Origin of the sequence: Trichocoleus sp. DQ-A1 (assembly GCF_039961955.1) — a bacterium.
GTDB lineage: Bacteria > Cyanobacteriota > Cyanobacteriia > Cyanobacteriales > FACHB-T130 > FACHB-T130.
Map to the genome: position 1 here is coordinate 186370 of NZ_JAMPKE010000006.1, position 19991 is coordinate 206360.

Below are 19991 nucleotides of genomic sequence, written 5' to 3' on the forward strand. Positions count from 1 at the left end.
AGGTAGGCAATGGCTATTATCTTACTAGCTACAATTCACCAATCATTTTTTTAAACCGCTCATGTTGCTGAATCCGATAAAAACTTGATTCATTTTTGGCATAGGTTTTAAATGTATTGGTATCGAGATTAATTGCCTGTTCTAGAGAATCAAGCGCTAAAGAAACTTTGCCTTGTAGGGCACAGAAGCAAGCTTTGTTATACCAAGCATAAGGGTAGTGAGGATTGATTTCGATGGCTCTGTCACAACAGGCGATCGCTTCTTCATACCGTTGCAATGCAGCGAGTGCCCCACTCCAGTCAGTCCAGGTAGCGGGGTTATCTGGTTTGAGGACAATTGCTTGCTCGTAGGAAGCGATCGCTTCTTTATACCGTTGTAGGCTTCCTAACGCCCAGGCTCGATGGTGCCACGCTTCCCAAAAATCGTGTTTTAGTTTAATGGCTTTGTCATAGGAAGCGATCGCTTCTTCGTACTGTTGTGATTTAAGTAGCTGATTGCCTTTTTCGTAACAAGCGTGATGCGGACTCATCACTCTACGAATTAGTAAAAAAACACCAATTGCTGCTACTAATAAAATGCCGGAATCAGCGTTGAAAGATGTGTATCCCTTCCATACCAATTCCATTGGAACACCAAGCAGTGCCCCAATTGTAAAAGCTGATTTCCAAAAAAGCAGATTTAACGGTTTTACGAATGAAAGCAGAATGAAGAGGGCAATAATTCCATATTTGCTCAATTTTCTCAGTTTAATTTGAGTTTGATTGGGCAACCACGGCTCGATAATGCCATAACCATCCAGCGGCGGAATTGGCAGAAAGTTGAACTGAATAACGGAGATTTGTAGAATAATTAGAAATGCTAAAGCTGGGCCAATCCAGTGTTGGCTGAATGGCGTCACCCAACCCAGCCAAAAGGGAATCGTGAGCAATAAAGTCACGATTACACTAGCGATGGGACCCGCTGCGGAGACAGCACTTTTCCACCAACGATTGCGTAATTGGCTTTGATTGATATAAACTGCGGCACCTGGTAACGCAATCCCACCGATGAGCAGAAAGACGACGGGCAGAACCAGACTCAAAGTTGGATCGGTATATTTGAGGGGATTCAGGGTCAAATACCCCTTATCTTTAACTGAGGTATCCCCGCCCCAATAAGCAACTACCGCATGACCAAACTCGTGTATACAAACAGACACGATCCAGCCAAGACAGACGAAAACTGCGACAGGTAACATTGCTGCCCACCCTGAGGAAAAGCGGTTGAAAAGATGTTTTAATCTAACTCAGCCGCGAGGCAAATGGCAAAGTTGCAACGCGATCCGGTTCGGCTTAAATACGCTAGATAAATCAGCATTTGAGAGAAGCTCCCCCAATCCGCTGATAAATTGGGGGCTATGAGAAAAAATCTCCTTTTTCAGGAGCCGAAGGGGGCGCAAATAGGTTGCCTCAAAACGTTAACTTAACTGTATTTGAAGCTTAATCTCCTACGTTGACTGTCGCTATGAGCGACTGGCAAGGAAAGTGTCCAAACTTGGGACATCCACCCAGCAACCCGTCTGATGGGATTCATGGGCTAAATCCATCAGCAGCTGCGAATAAACTCCCTCTCGCAGCGATGGCGCGATCGCTTTCCCGGCGTCAATTGCCTGCACCCAGTTGTCTACAACTCGGATAAAGGGTGCCAGACGCCCATCCGTATAGGTTTGGGGAAACGCCAGCAGATTCGGAATTTCCACCTCAGCGAGGGATTTACCCGCAGGTGCCGCCCAGAGGCGAAAACCATGTACGTAATCTTTCTGATTTTCACTGCCCAAGACTAACGTACCGCGATCGCCATAAACTTCGATCCCGTGTGTCCGGGATGCATAGACAACCGAACTGATACACAGTTGGCAAGGCGTCCCATCCGCCAGTTCCAGCATCAGCATACACGTATCATCCGCATCCACCGGCTTCATTTCACCCGTGTTCGAGTCTGGACGAAAAGGAATTCCTGTAATCAGCTGGGCACACAGTCGCCGCACAGGTGCAAACAACCAGCGAATGTAATCAAAAGCGTGAGAACCGACGGCTCCCAATGCTCCTCCTCCCTGGTCTTTCCGAGAATACCAGTTCCACGGGCGCGTGGCATCGGCACGACTCGACACCAGCCAATCAATCTTGATCAGGCGCTGTTGCCCCACATACCCTTCTGCTAAAAGTTCCGCAAATCGCTGCCATGCGGGGACAAAGCGAAATTCAAAATCGAGGGTAGCGATCGCGCCCTTTTCTCTCGCCAACTGATACAACTGACGTGCCTCAGTCGCTGACAGGGCTGTGGGTTTTTCTAATAATAGATGCTTCCCAGCTTGCAACACCGTCTTCGCCATTTCATAGTGCAAAAAGGGCGGCGTTGAAATACTGACAGCGGCGACATCTGGCAAAGCGACGATTTTTTCTAGGGTGTTGCAAGCGTGGGGGATATTCTGGGCAGAAGCGAGAGCGATCGCTTTATCCAAATCCCGGTTGTAAACGGCAACCACCTGAGTACGCGGATGTGCCTGGAATCCGGGGATGTGGATTTTCTGACCAAATCCAGTCCCCACCACTGCTACGCCAATTGGGTTCGATGCTTGGGCTGAATTGCTGAATGTCATGCAGGGTTTTCCGATCTAAACTTTTCCACCCATTCAATCACTTGATAACCGAGACGGGTGCCATCAAGTCGATCAATTTCTCGGATGCCAGTAGGACTGGTGACATTCACTTCCGTGAGGTAGCCGCCAATCACATCAATCCCGACAAAAATTAAACCATCCTGGCGCAGTGTAGGAGCCAATTGGGCGCAGATTTCCCGCTCTCGTTGGGTAATTTCCGTCTGAGCCACTCTCCCCCCGACTGCCATATTGCCGCGAAATTCTTTCCCAGTAGGAATGCGATTCACGGCTCCAATCGGTTCGCCATTAAGCAAAATAATTCGCTTGTCTCCCTCCTTAGCGGCGGGTAAGTAGGTTTGCACCATCACTGGAACTCGTGCCTGAAGGGTACTGAGTTCTATCAGGGAATTAAAGTTGCGATCGCTCGGATCTAAAAATAAAATCCCTTCCCCTGCCTTATTTCCTAACGGCTTCAGGATTGCTGCCCCTTTGGCCTCTAAAAACTGCCGGATCACCTGCTTATCCGCACTGACAATCGTTTCCGGAATCGCCTCCTTAAACTGGAGTGCGTACATCTTCTCATTTGCCGCCCGCAACCCATTGGGGGCGTTGATGACCAAGGTTTTCGCTGGATCGATATAGTCCAGAATGTAGGTAGCGTAGAGGTAAGGAACGGTCACTGGCGGATCTGTTCGCATGAAAACCGCGTCCATTCCTTCCAGCGGTTGTAAAACGCGATCGCCGACAGAAAACCATCGCGACTCCGCCACCCAGCGTCCTTCCACCAGTTGCACCGGCGTCAGTTGCACCGGCTCAAGCAACGCCCAAGCCTTGCCATCCCCCACACTCAATAAATTCGCCTGAGTAATCCAAACTTCGTGTCCCAGTGCTTGTGCTGCTTCCATCAGCGCCACACTGGTATCGTGACCGGGATCTAGGCGTTCGATGGGGTCAATAATAAAAGCAAGTTTCATGTTAGCCATCAGCTTTTTGTCTTTTGTCCATTGTCCGCTGTTCGCTGCCCGTTGTTCGCTGTCCGTTGTCCGCAAACAGCCACTCAGGACAAATGACTATGCTGATTGCAGGAGTGGATCGAGCTTACCTTGAGCTTCTAGCGCATAGGTATCATCGCACCCCCCAATATGCCGATCGTTGATAAAAACTTGAGGTACGGAACGCCGCCCACTTGAACGTTTTGCCATCTCCGCCCGTGCCGCCTCATCCCCATCAATGCAGTATTCGATATAATCAACCCCTTTTTTATCGAGCAAAGCCTTGGCACGGATGCAGAAGGGGCAGCTGCTCCAGGTATAAATTTCCACTTTAGGAGCCATCTTGTCCTCAAATATTAAGTAATTTTTCTTGATCTTAGTCTAGTCAAACCCATCTATATTTTGTTTTCCGAGTAAAGTTTACTGAAAATCTTGGCTTGCTTAGTTAGCACGTCCCGTACCGGAAGTCCCGCTCCATCCTAAAAAGCTCCCCGCTTAATCAAAGCGGAGAGCTTCTTGTGGAAGTTTCCCAAAAATCAATCCTTAAGGGAAAATAGCCATTGAATATTGCTTAGCGCTGAAGCTAGAGAAAGAAAATCTAGCTGAAGGCGCAAAAATATTAACGCCGAACCCATCCGTTAATCGTAAAGCGACTATCTGCGAAGGCTTTTGAGGGACATTGCACAGGTAATACTTCATGCATATAACGACTGAGAAAAAGCACAATGCTATTATTACGAGGCTCAACTGTTTTAAAGGAATCAGCCTTCACGTAAAAGTTATTTTCAATCTTGCTGTCATAAATTAGTAGCTCTCCACCAGAGAAAGCTTTGGGTTCTCGGTAAAAGTAGTAAACATAGGTTAATTCTCTGGTAGCAGTATCAGGACTACCATTATCATTGTGAACTTTGTAGTAATTTCCATCATTGTGAGAGGTTAATTGTGACTCAATTTGAGATACAGGAAATGATGGAATCCCTAATTTACTAAATATATCCGGTAAAATTGCTCGCAGGCGATTGACTATCCGTTCTGAAAACTCAGGGAAAGAGTAGAGAGCCATAGACCGACGATAATCAGTCGCATCGGTTGAAATGCTGGTAGGTACAAAGGCTGGCTCTTTTTTAAACACATAGTCGAGTAGTTGTTTGTGTTCCTCTTGAGTCAGAAAATTGTCAATTTGCACGTAGGGAGACGCTAAAACATCCGTTGGTTGAGGTTTCAGTTCCTCTTGCATGACAAAAACTGAGGGTTCGGTAACTACACCAACCAGATGTTCGCTTGGAAAACACAGAGAAGCGCGACCCTCATCAATCGGAATCTGGAACAACCCATAAAAACCATCTTCTTGCTTATAAGAGCGAGCCACAACAGTTTTTAACAGATTTTCTAGCATAGGGGCGTCTGACTTTAGAAAGACAGTGTATTGATGCCCCCCTGCTAAAAGCAGTTTGACTTTTATCTCCTTGACTTGAGCAGATGTTTCCATAAGTTTTCCTACTTTCACATACCTATCGCATTGAGATTTTTGGCTTGAAGTAAATTCACCCTGAGCAAAAGCTTCTCACCGTATCGTAAGTGAGAAGCTCTTTTTGAAATATGTATCTCTAGGGGAGGTAAAACAGTCGCTTAACTAGCGCTTAACGCTACTGTGCGCTTGTCTTCCGTCTTTTGCCAAACCGCATGGCGGCAAAACTTGTCAGCATGAGTGCGCCCACTGTACTGGGTTCGGGTACTGGTTTAGGGTTACTCTTAGTGCCGCCGGTACTGGGATTGGTGCCGGAACCGTAGTCAACTCCCGTTCCGCCATTGCTGTAATCAACGCCGGTGGTGCCACCTGGTGTTGGAGCTGGTGCCGGAGCTGGCGCTGGTGCTGGAGCGGGTGCCGGAGCGGGCGCTGGAGCAGGTGCGGGTGCGGGTGCTGGTGCGGGTGCTGGCGCTGGTGCTGGTGCTGGCGCTGGTGCTGGAGCAGGTGCGGGTGCGGGTGCGGGTGCTGGTGCGGGTGCTGGAGCAGGTGCTGGCGCTGGTGCGGGTGCGGGTGCGGGTGCTGGAGCAGGTGCTGGAGCAGGTGCTGGCGCTGGACCTGCGGTTCCGATTAGTTTGCTACTTTCCTGACGAGATTTTTCATCATTGGTATCTCCTACGCTCATCAGGCGCACTCCGAATTCCTGACCGTAAAACTGAGAGAGGGTTAAAGCTGTTGTGGCATGGGACAGGGTAAAAACGGCCGTTTGAAAGTCGTCCTTACCGCCCTTCAAACCTGTGTCACCAATTTCTATGCCAAATTCAAATGAGTGATTGCCTCCATCGCCATTCAAATTAGCTTGACCAACAGTGCTAAGGTTGTCGCTGGTGCTATAGGCAGTCGTGGTTATTAATTGGTTTTGACCTAGTTGGTTTTGACCAACTACGCTCAGACCACTTAGGAGCGAGTTATCAAGAATGTCGAAGAAGATTCCGCGAATGTCCCCAAATGAGAATTTCGTGTCAACAGCCACTGTGAACTGAATTTTGCCTGGTCCGGCTATGGCGTCATCCAATGTAAAGTTGACCTTCGCGTTAGCACCTGTAAAGTCATTGGAGCTAAAAGTCATTGAGGCAGCATGGGCTGGGGAAAATGCAGAAGATGCGATCGCAACACCAGCAGCCACGAAGGAATAACTAAGTAGAGTTGGGATTGTCCTTTTCATCGTAATTAAAACCTTTACCAATTTAAGAGTGAACTGAAGTTGCGCTATGGAATCTGCGATCTTTGCACTACAGTGCAAGGTTGTATATCACAGGATGTTTAAACATCAATGAAATGCCTTGAACTTGTAGATTTCCCCTGATTTTCCTGAAAATCAATCATGTTTAATTTATTGTTACTTCTACTGTAGAGAGTATTCTTTTGATTGTCTATCGATTTTTTAAAACTTCTTCGTATCTTCATTTAAACTCAAATTATGAGTATTTTTTTGCTGATTTCCGAGCATTTCTCTAGGCATTTACCTATAAGAGACACTACGCTTAAAACTGATGCTTGCGCCTTGAAATTCTTTCCAGTCAATCATTCTGGGCAGCAATCGCAAGGTTTCAACTTTTGCAATTACCGCAAAATATCGAGCTTCAATATTAAGTGTTTCACATTTATAGGTGTAACGTCTTCAGCAGAACTACGCACTTATTTGGGTGATACAAATCCTATAAAAGCCATTTTCAGTATTTACCGAGTCGAAACACGAGGTTGAATATTTTAGGCAGGTTACTTTACCGCCAAAATCATAAGTAAATTCTTTTTGGCACTGATATCAATACGGATTGATTTAGCTAATCGCTAAATCAATCCTGCTTGCTTTGAGTATTTACCGAGGGTAAACAGCCTTCTCAAGGGTAAGTATGCGAAGCCCTGAAGTGGTATTACTGCTATACATAGATTCGGTTTAGCTAAAATAAACAACGCTTCAAGCAAGCTTTGAGACCATTTCACCTGAATGTCGCCACAAGTAAATTGCTGAAAGTCCTTGCTGTCAAGACTTGTGCCATTCAAAACCTGAAATCCAAAATCTAAAGTCGGATGAGACAGCACAGTTATAGCGGTTCTCGCTGGTATTCCCTGCAAGGCTGATGTTCGGACAAATATATTGTTCGCCTCTCCAGCGTGTACTCAACGGAGAAGGGCTATTGTCTTGCTATCGACTTGAGCAATCTTGTTAAAGGCAATCGTAGTAGTCATCTGGGTGCCCCCGGTACTAGGCAAGCAATAAATACAATGATTCAGAGCTTACAAGACCTGGCAGAGGCTGGTAGCGGGTAGATATCTGTCCTTGCTTCATACGGCTGTGTATACCGAGCTGACGAAGGTTGTTGAACCAGACCTTCTAGGCGCACGCTAGATAATCAGTGACGCCAGAAGTGGAGGAGGTGACTGATTAAAGCACCTGAGTAATAGAGTGCCCGTCACAAAAAGCGCTTTTTTGATGGCTTTATATTTTGCTCTGATTCTGATATAGAAGAGCTGCATTCCCAAAGAATGCCCTCAATCGCCCTCAAGCTATATGTGGGCAACGAGTTCAGGAGAGCGTTGTGATTCTCAGTCAACTCTTACTAAAAAAGTTTCACTCAACTAAGCGGCAGGCAATCTAGACTCAGACTTGGTAATATCCATATAGAGAGGTAGAGGTAATCCGCTCCTCTTAGGACATTTTGCTCTCCAGGTGTGCAACTTCATCTGTCTACACAAGGCAAGTTTTATCCTCTAGCGACTTGTTTATATTTTGAAGGTGAGCTGGATCACAGATTACTGTTGCACAAGTGCCAGACGTTTCTACAACTAAACTGCTAAGCTTTTTAAATTAATCCAAAAGCTAGCGTCCTCCTAGTTTGGATGCGTGTCCTACCAGAGGCAATAGCGTAACTTAAAAAGTTTCCGTAAAAAACGCTTGCAAAAGCGGCATCTGTAATTATGCCAGGGAGCAGTTTTGAGTCATACTCAAATAGAAGAATAGGGTCTTCTGCCGGATCACTCTCTACGTCAGCCGCTGAATTGTTGAGCCTGGTTTGGCAACCAAGGCTTTTTGAGATTGGCTGGACTTTCCTCAAGCAAGCACGGTCCCAATCTCGTGCAGGCTTCTGGCATCAAACTATATGAACAATCAGTAAAACCTTTTTGATGACCCGCGATCGGAATCCTACAGGCAACACCCATGTCTAGCATGCAAAACCTATTCACAATTCACTTTTGGGGAGTAAGAGGAAGTATCGCCTGTCCGGGGCCGGAGACAGTCCGGTATGGCGGCAATACGCCTTGTGTTGAGATGAGAGTGGGTGGTGAACGCCTGATTTTCGATGGCGGCACTGGCCTACGAGTATTAGGGCAATCCCTGCTATCTCAAATGCCGGTGGAAGCTTATATGTTCTTCACCCACTCCCACTGGGACCACATTCAAGGGTTTCCTTTCTTTGTTCCTGCTTTTATTAAGGGGAATCGGTTTCATATTCATGGAACGGTTGCTCCGAACGGTTCGACGATTGAGCAGCGCCTGCGCGACCAAATGCTCCACCCAAATTTTCCCGTGCCTTTACAAATCATGGGAGCCGATTTGAAATTCTACGATTTGCCAATCGGGCAAAAGGTACAAATTGGAGAAATTACAGTCGAAAATGCCCTGTTAAACCATCCTGGGGAAGCTGTGGGATACCGCGTCAACTGGCGGGGTTGCGCTGCCGCCTACGTGACCGATACAGAACACTCCCCGACTCGCATGGATGAAAAAGTTTTGTGGCTGGCTCGGAATGCAGATGTCCTAATTTATGATGCTACCTACACGGATGAGGAATACGACTCACCCAAATCTTCTAAAGTAGGTTGGGGACATTCGACCTGGCAGGAAGCCGTGAAAGTAGCTCGTGCCGCGAATGTGAAAAAACTGGTAATTTTCCACCACGATCCGCTGCACAATGATGATTTTCTCGATCGGGTTGGCGAACAGGTGGCGCAAGAGTTTCCCGAAGCGATAATGGCGCGGGAAGGCTTGTCAATTCAGCTAGTGCCACAGAATCATCTGCCAAATGCGATCGCTGTCCAAGAAGCGGGCGTTTCTGCCTAAATTGGTCATTGGCTAATCCTTAATGACTAATGACGAACGACTAAATTATGTAAAAATGTAAAGCGTGTGGGTAACTTCTTCTCCTGACACTGCTCTAAAACCAACCGCTGTTGCCTTGGGAAACTTTGATGGTGTGCATCGCGGGCATCAACAGGTCGTCAAACCAATTTTGAAGGCTTCTGACGTTCCGGGTGTACCAACGCTTCCTCCATCGTCCCTGCATCGGCGGTTAGAATACCATTGGCAAAGCCAAAGTGAGGACACGGGACGGTCGCCTGAGACGAAAATTCTCAGTTCCAACGAATATCCCATCGCTACAGTGGTGACGTTTAATCCGCATCCGCGAGAGTTTTTTACAGGTCAACGCCGAGGACTGCTAACACCCCGACCCGAAAAAGTACGACAACTAGAGGCATTGGGTGTGGAACAGCTGGTGCTGTTGCCTTTTGACAGGGAACTGGCTGCTTTGAGTCCGCAGCAGTTTGTAGAAAAGATTTTGGTGGGACAACTCAGAGCGCAAAGTGTGAGTGTCGGAGAGGATTTTCGCTTTGGGTGCCAAAGAGCGGGTACGGGGGCGGACTTAAAAGCGATCGCGCACTCTTATGGCATCAATGTTATCTTAGTGCCGTTGCAAACCTGTGAGGGCGAACGGATTAGCAGTTCAGTCATCCGTCAGGCGCTCCAAGAAGGAGACTTAGAGCAGGCAAACCGGCTACTAGGGCGTCCTTACACTCTCACTGGATTAGTCGTGAAAGGACAACAACTAGGCAGAACCATCGGATTTCCTACCGCCAACCTACAACTTCCTTCAGAAAAGTTTTTACCCCGACAGGGCGTTTATTGTGTCAGAGTTTATAGCGAAACCGAGGATGGTTCGGAAGCCACCGGGCAAACAGAAACAGGGAATGGGGAAGCCAAAGTAGCGGCGGATGGTTGTTCCTTGCCAATAGAGGGCATCGGCGTGATGAATATTGGCAATCGCCCCACGGTAGACGGTACCACCTCCACCGTAGAAGTTCACCTGTTAGATTGGGTCGGAGATTTATATGGAAAGACCTTAACTGTGAGCTTGGAACAGTTTTTGCGCCCCGAACAAAAATTTGCTTCCCTGGACGCGCTTAAGATGCAAATACAGGTAGACTGCGAGGCAGCAAGAGCCTTATTTAGGACTGAGGACTGAGGACTGAGGACTGAGGAGTCGAAGAGTGAGGAGCCAAAGAGTGAGGGTTGAGGACTGAGGACTGCAATAGAGTGAGGTGAGATACAAATACAGGCAGACTGCGAGGCAGCAAGAGCCTTTTTAAGCGTGAATTGCTAAGCGGTCTTATTCATCCATCCTCAGTCGTCATCAGTCATTGTTACTGTTCGCAGACAACAGGCAACAGACGACGGACAATGGACGAATTCACTACTGACGAATGACTAAAAAATAACGACTATGAGACAACGTATTGAGCAGCTGACGCAAAATCTGGGTCGCACAGTTGTCGGCAAAGCAGATGCCATTCGCTTAGTGCTAGTAGCCCTCCTTTCCGGTGGTCACGCCCTGTTGGAAGATGTCCCTGGCGTTGGTAAAACCCTGTTGGCTAAATCGCTGGCACGCTCGATTGACGGAAAGTTTCAACGCATTCAATGTACTCCGGATCTTTTGCCCACTGATATCACCGGCACGAATATCTGGAATCCCGCCGGACGCGAGTTTGAATTTCTGCCGGGACCCGTGTTTGCAAATGTGCTGCTGGCAGACGAAATTAACCGCGCTACGCCTCGCACCCAATCGGCTTTATTAGAAGTGATGGAAGAGCGACAAGTCACCGTCGATGGGGTTTCTCGCACCGTACCCAATCCGTTTTTTGCGATCGCAACTCAGAACCCAATTGAGTATCAAGGCACGTTTCCGTTGCCAGAAGCCCAAATGGATCGCTTCACAGTTTCCTTAACTTTGGGCTATCCCAGCGAGCAAGAAGAACTCCAAATGCTGCAACGGCTTGCTGAAGGCGTTAGGGTAGAAGATTTACAGCCCTGTATTTCCCTGGAAGACGTGCTGGAGTTACGGCGTCTGTGTGGCGGCGTGAAGGTAGAGGCGTCTTTGCAACAGTACATTCTCGACTTGGTGCGGGCGACGAGGGAAGATGAAGAAATTACCCTGGGTGCCAGTCCTCGCGGTACCGTTGCCTTGCAGCGAAGTACCCAAGCACTGGCTTTTTTGGAAGGGCGAGATTATGCTATTCCCGATGATGTGAAGTTCCTGGCACCTCACGTCCTTTCCCATCGTCTCATTCCATCGGGCGGTCGCCGTGCTAAGACGATTGTGGAGCGTCTGCTGCGCTCGATTCCGATTCCATAGACTTTTGTCCCTTGTCAGTTGTCTTTTGGTAGTAGGTAGTAGGTAGCAGGTAGTCGGTGTAACTCACAAACCACAACCCACGACCCATTACCCATTACCCAAGCATCCGTTATGCCAAAGCTTGTCCGGTCAAAAACCCGCTCCCGCTCTTTCCCTGGGCGAGAAGCCGCGCCTAAGGGCATCCGCAAGCGATCGCTTTTTACTTTGTTTTTGCTGCTCTTAGTCTGGAGCATCATCCTGGGATGGGGAATGGCAATGGCGATGGACGTTCAGAGCAAAGTCCCCATTGCCCAAATGTCCCCAACCACTGCCAACACAGCGACAGAAATAATGGGCACCGTCGATCCGGTTATCAGTCGCCTCGAATTGGGACAGCAACTTTACGTGGATAACTGTTCCACCTGTCACATTGCCGTCCCCCCAGCCGTTCTGCCGATGGAAACCTGGAAAAATCTGCTGCAAGAAACGCACCAACATTACGGAACGCAGTTGCCGCGCATCATCACTCCCTCACTTTTACTGATTTGGGATTACGTGAGGACTTACTCTCGTCCCCAACTAGAAAAAGAAACCGTGCCCTATCGGGTTACAGAATCTCGCTATTTAAAAGCACTTCATCCTCGCGTCGAACTGCCCCAGCCCGTAAAACTCTCTAGTTGCGTCACCTGTCACCCTGGCGCTAATCAATACAACTTCCGGGATCTGACTGCTGAATGGGAAAATTCACCCTAAAGTTAGACGGGATGCCCGTACCATCTCAGCCTAAGTGGAAATGATACGATGATTGATAAATGCCGAAGGTCCTTGGAGGCATAAAACCGCTAGGCAGAAAGATGAATCAAGTAGGACTTCTCCGCTGACTTCTGACTTCTGACTCCTAAGTTCATCCTTCATCCTTCATCCTGCGAAGAAAGCACCGCTATACGCGACAGCGAATCGCTAACATCCTTCATCCTTCTAAAGTTTCCTTTTGCTGCTATGTTTAAAAAATTACTGGGCGACCCCAACGCACGCAAGCTCAAAAAATACCAACCTTATGTTGTAGATATCAACCTCTTGGAGGAAGAAATCCAAGCGCTGTCCGACGAACAACTGACGGGCAAAACCGCAGAATTTAAACAGCGACTGGAGAAAACTAAGACAGCGCGGGAACGCCAAGAACTGTTGGATGAGTTGCTCCCAGAAGCTTTTGCAGTCGTGCGGGAAGCAGGGCGGAGAGTTTTGGGAATGCGCCACTTTGACGTGCAAATGCTCGGTGGGATTGTTCTGCACAAAGGTCAAATCGCCGAAATGAAAACTGGGGAAGGAAAAACCCTGGTATCAACCCTACCGGCTTACCTCAACGCCCTGACTGGCAAGGGAGTCCACGTAGTCACGGTCAATGACTACCTGGCGAGGCGCGACGCTGAGTGGATGGGTCAGGTGCATCGGTTCTTGGGCTTGAGCGTAGGGCTGATTCAATCGGGAATGGGGCCAAGCGAACGCCAGAAAAATTACGCCTGCGATATTACTTACGCCACGAACAGCGAACTAGGTTTTGATTACCTGCGCGACAACATGGCAACCTCAATGGCGGATGTGGTACAGCGTCCCCCGAACTATTGCATCATCGACGAAGTAGACTCGGTGTTGATTGACGAGGCGCGGACGCCGCTGATTATTTCCGGGCAAGTCGAGCGCCCAACCGAGAAGTACATGAAGGCGGCAGCGATCGCGTCGGCGCTGGAAAAGGAAGTTGAGAGCGACGGGAATAAGCAAGGGCATTACGAGGTAGATGAAAAAGCTCGTAACGTTCTGATGACGGATGAAGGGTTTGCCAGAGCAGAACAGCTGCTAGAAGTCAAGGATTTGTACGACCCCAACGATCCTTGGGCGCACTATATCTTTAATGCGATTAAGGCAAAAGAGCTGTTTAAAAAAGATGTGAACTATATTGTCCGCGACGGGGAAGTCGTGATTGTGGATGAGTTTACGGGGCGGGTACTCCCCGGTCGTCGCTGGAGTGACGGACTCCACCAAGCAATTGAGGCGAAAGAGCGGGTAGAAATTCAGAATGAAACGCAAACGCTCGCGACGATTACTTATCAAAATTTCTTCTTGCTGTATGAAAAGCTCGGCGGGATGACCGGAACGGCAAAGACAGAAGAAGCCGAATTTGAAAAAATCTACAAACTGGAAGTTACGCAAATTCCCACTAATAGACCGAGCGGACGGGGAGATATGCCCGATGTGGTCTACAAGGTAGAGGCAGGAAAGTGGCGGGCGATCGCTGAAGAGTGTGCAGAAATGCACAAAATTGGGCGACCCGTCCTTGTGGGAACAACCAGCGTAGAAAAATCAGAACTCCTGTCAACTCTGTTGAGCGAGCGAGAAGTGCCGCACAACCTGCTGAATGCCAAACCGGAAAATGTAGAGCGGGAGTCGGAAATTGTCGCTCAAGCCGGTCGCAAAGGGAAAGTGACGATTGCGACGAACATGGCGGGTCGCGGAACCGACATCATTTTGGGCGGGAATGCGGACTATATGGCACGCCTGAAGCTGCGGGAATACTTGATGCCCAAGATTGTGCAGCCGGAAGAAGAAGATAGTTTTGCCTTAAGTCAGGTGGCGGGAGCGCCAGGACGTGCCCCCGCGCAGGGGTTTACTCCCGGTAAGAAGGTGAAAAGCTGGAAGGTTAGCCCACAAATTTTCCCGACTCAGTTATCCAAGGATACGGAACAAAAGCTGAAAAGTGCGGTAGATTTTGCCGTACAGCAATATGGAGAGCGGAGCCTGCCAGAGTTGGAGGCAGAGGATAAGCTAGCCGTTGCCTCAGAAAAAGCACCGACGGATGACGCGGTCATCCAAAGGCTGCGGGAGGTTTACAACTTAATTCACAAAGAGTACGAACAATTTACGAGCGCCGAACACGAAGAAGTGATCCAGTTGGGCGGTTTGCACGTTATCGGCACAGAACGCCACGAGTCGCGCCGGATTGACAACCAGTTGCGGGGTCGCGCCGGACGGCAAGGAGACCCAGGCTCGACGAAGTTTTTCTTGAGTTTGGAAGACAACCTGTTGCGGATTTTTGGTGGCGATCGCGTGGCAGGATTGATGGATCGATTGCGGGTAGAGGAGGATATGCCCATTGAATCCGGGATGCTAACCCGGAGTCTGGAAGGGGCGCAGAAAAAAGTCGAAACCTACTACTACGACATCCGGAAGCAGGTATTTGAGTACGACGAGGTGATGAACAACCAGCGTCGCGCTATTTATGCCGAACGCCGCCGCGTCTTGGAAGGGCTGGATTTGAAAGAACAGGTGATTCAGTATGCCGAGCGGACAATGGATGACATTGTGGAGGCTTACGTCAATCCAGAATTACCTTCGGAAGAATGGGATTTAAACAGCCTTGTCGCCAAGGTGAAGGAATTTGTCAATCTGTTGGCAGATTTGGAGCCGTCCCATCTAGAAGACATGAGCGTTGGGGAAATCAAAACTTTCTTGCAAGAAGAAGTGCGAAAAGCCTACGACCTCAAAGAATCGACTGTCGATCAAATTCAGCCTGGTTTGATGCGCCAAGCCGAGCGCTTTTTTATCTTGCAGCAAATTGATACCCTTTGGCGGGAACACCTACAAGCAATGGACGCCTTGCGCGAGTCGGTAGGTTTGCGCGGCTACGGTCAAAAAGACCCGCTGATTGAGTACAAGCAGGAAGGATATGAGATGTTTCTGGACATGATGACGGATATCCGCCGGAATGTGGTTTATTCGTTGTTCCAGTTCCAGCCGCAGGTTCAGCCGCAAGCGGTGTAAAAGAATTAAAAATTAAAAATTGGGCATTCAATTTTTAATTTTTAATTAGACCATTGGTAGTAACAACCGAGTTAAGTAGCGGTGTCCTTCCATCTGGTAAAACTGGAGATCGCCGCCAAAAGAGCGCACGAAGCGTTGGCAAATCTTCAAGGTTGGTTCGAGATGGAAACCCGCTCCTACGGGTGTTGTCAAATCAAAACTTTCCGAATCGGTCATTAACAATTCCACGAGGGAAGCGCTGTCCTCTTGGGGAATTTTGACTTCAGCCTTGAGATGAATCCGGCTGTTTGCGGTTGCCTTACGAGCTGCGATCGCTAACAGTTCGGAGAGGACGCATTCCAGCTTAAGCAGGTCGCTATATACGTGAAGGTTGCTACCCACTCCTCCGATGGATACTTGAATCTGGCGCTGATGGTAGAGAGGTTGAACGAACCAGAGCGATCGCTTCAACACATTCACTAACGGCACCTTTGTCAGTCGGCGCTTCAGCTGCCACTGCTCCTCCTCCACGAGCGGGGCGAACTCCCCAAGGATATTCCCTAGTTCGCGGATGAGTTGTGAGGAGTGCATACGCGCTAAAGATTTATCTGGAGGATGCCCTTTAGAAGGTACAGAACTGTCTGCACGATTGGTTTGTTCTCCCAGCGGGATGTCTGATAATCCCCCCCCTACAAGTTGATTCAGGCGGTTAAGGCGATCGGCGGCAGAGGAATGCAAGCTTGCCATACAACGATGTTTATACCAGTTCAGCTGTTCTAGGTTTCTGACTTGCCCATAGAGAGCGGCGTTTTCCAAGGTGTACTGGCGAATCCGAGCGAACTGTCCTATCAAGGTTTCCACAACCGGAAGTAAGTGTTCGGGCCACTGACGCTGGGGGCTGTCTGCCAGCACAACCAGACCACCGGAAGGATGAAGGGGAGTTGTTTCCTCCTTCGTCCTTCCGCCTTCATCCTGGGGGAGAGCCATGACCAGCAAGCAGCCGATACTGGCGCTGCTCAGCCATTGCCGGGATCTACCGGGGATTTGCGTGCCCCGCTTTTCTAGAAGATCCTCAGTCGTTAGAGCTTCCTGAATCAATGCATCGTTGAGTGGAACCGAAAGGTCGGGGGGAAGGGCAAACCGCGAGTTTGCCATCACCGCCGCCGCTACCTTGGCGTTTTCAATCCGAGAATCTTTCCGAGTGCCTCCCCAAGTAAGCAAGAGCGCTAGAGGAGATTGCAGCATCTCAGAGAGGAATTCCACCCAAGCCCGATCGAACCCGGCTGGGTCTGGCGGTGCCGATAAGAGAATCTTTAAGCCAGCCTGGAAGAAGGATTGGGCTGACTCTGAGAGTTGGGTGGAGGTTCTCATCTCCAAGGTGCGGACTGCCAAACTTAATTGTTGGCTGACGATGCCTAGTAATTGGCGCTCGGTTTGGTTCCAAGTTCGGGGAGTGTTATGACCAATGACAACAAGCGGTAACTTCTCTTCCGCGTCTGGGTCAAGCTCAGAGGTGTCGCGACTGGACATCCGGCAGACTAAAAGCGATCGCACGCCTAAACCCGCCAAGCTCTCCCGCCAGCGACCCAGTCGCGGGTCTTGTTCCCAATCTTCAATCGCCACGGCTTCAGGACTTTCCTCGATTAGCTGCCGGTCAGCACCTGTAACAGCGCTGAGGGAAGTTGTTAGGGGTCTTCTATTCAGTGGCTGGCGCTGGTAAACAACCGAATAATTTTCAGCTTTCTGTTTTGAGTGTTCAGTTGAACCTGGGGGAATGGGCAATGAGTCTTGTTCCCCATTCCCGAACCATGACCCATGACCACTTCTGGGTTGTTGCAGTACCAAAAAACGTTCTGCCCCCAGCCGCTTCAAGAGCAGTTGGGCACACTCATCTAAGGCTTTCTCAGCGTTTGTGTTGTCGGCGAGGATACGGGCACACTCTGCTACCAGTTGGGCATCCTGTTGGGTACGCTCAAGCGTTCCTTCTATCTCCTCACTTCCTGCCCCTAGGGAAATCAACTGAGCAGCCGCACGAATGTAGTTTTTTTCCGCTTCTTCCCAGATGCGAGCTTCATTGCCTTCCACTGCCAGAAAGCCCACCAGTTCCTGCTTTACCCGAATCGGCGCAGCCAAAAGGGAGCGTGCCCGCAACCTGGAGAGCAAGCGCCCGGTTACTTCGGCTTTTAGGGGGCTTCTACCCGCGCCAATGGCAATCAGCCGATTTTCATTCAGAGCTAGATAAAATTCGCTGACTTCTTGGACGGTAAGACCAGCAGCAGCACTGGCGGCTGAGGAAGCGAGTCCCCTAGATGTCTGGCGGTTGCCAACTCGGTGCCAAAAGTAGCGTCGCTCTGGGGAATACCAGTAGACGCTGGTGCGAGTTGGTCCAATAAATTGCTGCGTCATGGCTACCACAGCCTCTAGTCGTTGATCCATCGCAGGCATCCGCGCCATCTGGTCTAGCACCTGAAATAGTGGCTGGTCGGGGCGCTTGGTCGAGGAGTGCTGCCAGTCAAGTTCAATCTGGTACAGGGCAGCAGCTAATCCCCCAAATAGCATTGACATCTGGGCTTTTTCTCCCGGTCGAGGAGTGGCACCCCACAAGGACGATCCTAGTAGCACGACACCAAAACAACGGTCTTTGCAGCGCAAAGGATAAAAAAACGCACCCTGAATTCCAAATTGTTGAGCTGCTCGACGCCATTCTCCAGCCCGCACTTCTTCGCTGAGATTTGGGACGCCTAAGGAGCGCTGCTGGATGACTACCTGCTCCAGAAGGTCGCCGGGACTTAGGGTAAACTTACTTTTAAGAAATTTTGTGTCGCCGGTGGGAGTGACGCCGCCTTTGCCAAATAAACGGTGATCTAAGCGATCGTAGAGGCCAATCCAAATCAGGCGATAGTCAAACTCGGAGGCGAGATAATTCAGGGTGGTTTCGATGAGAACGTCAACATTCTCCTCTTCCCGCATGGTCTGAAGGACGCGCCCCAAGGCAACAAGTTGGTTTTCGTAGTCCGCTGGACTTTGGTCTGGAGTGTGGTGTTGATCCATGTTATTCAACCGCGACCCGACTCATTGCGATCGCTTGTCGCTTGTCAGATTTCTCACTTGAAAGTAGGACTGTTAGCGTAGCGGCGCTCTACTCGCGGATTGCCCGACCAAACCAGAGCGTCTCAAAAAGAAAGATTTTCAGCTTGTTCGTTGTGAAACTTTGCTCATCGGTGAGTGTCTTAAAACTCGGAAGTCGGGCGTGCGGGAAAGAGACTTTCATGTTTTTGGTATGAACTTTGTTCGTGGGTGTCTCTTGCAAAGCTTGTAATATCTAGAATGCCCTTACTTGAGGATAGTCGGTTGTCAATTATTAGTTATTTTTGTTTTCTTTTTTACCAATGACTAATGATTAACGACGAATGATTAAATTATGGATATCTATCAACTCGCAATTCGTCCGGCATTATTTTCTGGATTGAAAGCCGATCCAGAATGGCTGCATCAACAAACGCTCCATCTGTTCAGCACTCTTGCCGGTTCGCCTTCTCATCCCCCCAAAAGCTGGATTGTTGCACAATTACAGCAATCTTACGCCAAGAGAGATGTTCGCTTAGAACAAACTTTGTGGAAGCTAAAGTTCCCCAATCCAGTGGGTCTAGCCGCTGGATTTGATAAGGATGGCGTCGCGGCTGGGATTTGGCCTAGTCTCGGCTTCGGCTTTGCGGAACTCGGTACCGTAACCTTACACGCGCAACCGGGAAATCCCCGTCCTCGCTTGTTTCGCTTGCCGATGGACAAAGCCGCCCTCAACCGGATGGGATTTAATAACCAAGGGGCAGCGGCAATGGCGCAAAGGTTGGAAAGCTGGAGTGGAAAGTTAAAAGCTGAAAATTCCAACCTTCAACCTTCAACCTTCAACATTCCCCTCGGAATTAATCTAGGTAAATCTAAGATAACGTCACTAGAGGCTGCGGCTGCTGACTATCTGGGTAGTTTTCGCCTTTTGAAGGATTTGGGAGATTACTTTGTCGTTAACGTTAGCTCACCCAATACACCGGGATTGCGAAGTCTCCAGTCTTCGGATCAGCTGAGTCTGATTCTAGATGCCCTGCAACAGGAAAATCAAGGACAAAAACCTCTACTGGTAAAGATTGCCCCAGATTTGGAGTGGGAAGCGATCGCTTCTGTGATTGAACTTGCTAAAAATTACCAACTGGCTGGGATCATCGCCACTAACACCACTATCCGGCGCGATCATCTAAAAACCCAGATACTTTCCCCAACTGGTAAACCCGTGAGTGAAGAAGCCGGTGGCATCAGCGGTGCCCCTTTAAGAGAACGTTCTACCGAAGTCATTCGCTTTATCTTCACGCAAACGCAAGGTCAACTGCCCATTATCGGCGTCGGCGGCATCTTCACTGCCCAAGATGCCTGGGAGAAAATCGCGGCGGGTGCTAGCCTGATCCAGGTTTACACTGGCTGGATTTATGAAGGTCCTTGGATGGTACGCCGCATTCTGGAGGGTCTGTTGCAAAAATTGCAGGAACACAGCTTAGCGTCCCTCTCTGACGCCGTTGGCATAGACAGTCTTCAGACTTGATTTCAAGCTACCCACTGTCACTTGTTAATCAACCAACAACTGATAACTCACCCCTAACCGC

At 49.2% G+C, this 19991-nt stretch carries 13 protein-coding genes; 6 read left to right on the forward strand and 7 right to left on the reverse strand.

The window, feature by feature from the left end; genetic code table 11:
- Positions 1-28: 28 nt before the first annotated feature.
- From NDI33_RS08865 to NDI33_RS08890, 6 genes are all read right to left on the reverse strand, one after another.
- Positions 29-1237, reverse strand: coding sequence for a tetratricopeptide repeat protein (locus tag NDI33_RS08865; RefSeq protein WP_190673744.1), 1209 nt, complete (start codon positions 1235-1237; stop codon positions 29-31).
- Between the two features lie 264 nt (positions 1238-1501).
- Positions 1502-2638 carry a Gfo/Idh/MocA family oxidoreductase gene (locus NDI33_RS08870; RefSeq protein ID WP_190673746.1) on the reverse strand — a complete coding sequence of 379 codons (1137 nt, stop codon included), beginning with the start codon at positions 2636-2638 and terminating at the stop codon, positions 1502-1504.
- Complete coding sequence (gene gshB / locus NDI33_RS08875; RefSeq protein ID WP_190430521.1) at positions 2635-3612, reverse strand: glutathione synthase; 978 nt, start codon at positions 3610-3612, stop codon at positions 2635-2637. The genes NDI33_RS08870 and gshB overlap by 4 nt, the downstream gene beginning before the upstream one ends.
- 96 nt (positions 3613-3708) lie before the next feature.
- A complete protein-coding gene (grxC, locus tag NDI33_RS08880; RefSeq protein WP_190414096.1) occupies positions 3709-3972 on the reverse strand; it encodes a glutaredoxin 3 in 264 nt (87 codons plus the stop codon).
- A gap of 277 nt (positions 3973-4249) precedes the next feature.
- On the reverse strand, positions 4250-5119 hold the full coding sequence (locus NDI33_RS08885; protein WP_190673749.1) for a 2OG-Fe(II) oxygenase: 870 nt from the start codon (positions 5117-5119) through the stop codon (positions 4250-4252).
- Between the two features lie 157 nt (positions 5120-5276).
- Positions 5277-6320 (reverse strand): PEP-CTERM sorting domain-containing protein, encoded by a 1044-nt coding sequence (locus tag NDI33_RS08890; protein ID WP_190673752.1) that lies wholly within the window; start codon positions 6318-6320, stop codon positions 5277-5279.
- Between the two features lie 1995 nt (positions 6321-8315).
- Between NDI33_RS08890 and NDI33_RS08895 the strand changes: the two genes are divergently transcribed.
- The 5 genes from NDI33_RS08895 (at position 8316) to secA (ending at position 15360) form a co-directional block, all read left to right on the forward strand.
- Positions 8316-9218, forward strand: a complete 903-nt coding sequence (locus NDI33_RS08895; RefSeq protein WP_190414088.1) for an MBL fold metallo-hydrolase — start codon at positions 8316-8318, stop codon at positions 9216-9218.
- Between the two features lie 64 nt (positions 9219-9282).
- Positions 9283-10398 carry a bifunctional riboflavin kinase/FAD synthetase gene (locus NDI33_RS08900; protein WP_190673755.1) on the forward strand — a complete coding sequence of 372 codons (1116 nt, stop codon included), beginning with the start codon at positions 9283-9285 and terminating at the stop codon, positions 10396-10398.
- Positions 10399-10656: 258 nt separating this feature from the next.
- Positions 10657-11565 (forward strand): MoxR family ATPase, encoded by a 909-nt coding sequence (locus tag NDI33_RS08905; RefSeq protein ID WP_190414084.1) that lies wholly within the window; start codon positions 10657-10659, stop codon positions 11563-11565.
- Between the two features lie 111 nt (positions 11566-11676).
- A complete protein-coding gene (locus NDI33_RS08910) occupies positions 11677-12297 on the forward strand; it encodes a diheme cytochrome C (RefSeq protein WP_190414083.1) in 621 nt (206 codons plus the stop codon).
- Positions 12298-12543: 246 nt separating this feature from the next.
- Positions 12544-15360, forward strand: a complete 2817-nt coding sequence (gene secA, locus NDI33_RS08915) for a preprotein translocase subunit SecA (protein ID WP_190667349.1) — start codon at positions 12544-12546, stop codon at positions 15358-15360.
- Between the two features lie 45 nt (positions 15361-15405).
- On the opposite strand, the gene NDI33_RS08920 is transcribed toward secA, so the two are convergent.
- On the reverse strand, positions 15406-18390 hold the full coding sequence (locus NDI33_RS08920; RefSeq protein ID WP_190673758.1) for a GAF domain-containing protein: 2985 nt from the start codon (positions 18388-18390) through the stop codon (positions 15406-15408).
- Positions 18391-18760: 370 nt separating this feature from the next.
- Between NDI33_RS08920 and NDI33_RS08925 the strand changes: the two genes are divergently transcribed.
- Positions 18761-19930, forward strand: a complete 1170-nt coding sequence (locus NDI33_RS08925; protein WP_190673762.1) for a quinone-dependent dihydroorotate dehydrogenase — start codon at positions 18761-18763, stop codon at positions 19928-19930.
- Positions 19931-19991 lie beyond the last annotated feature (61 nt).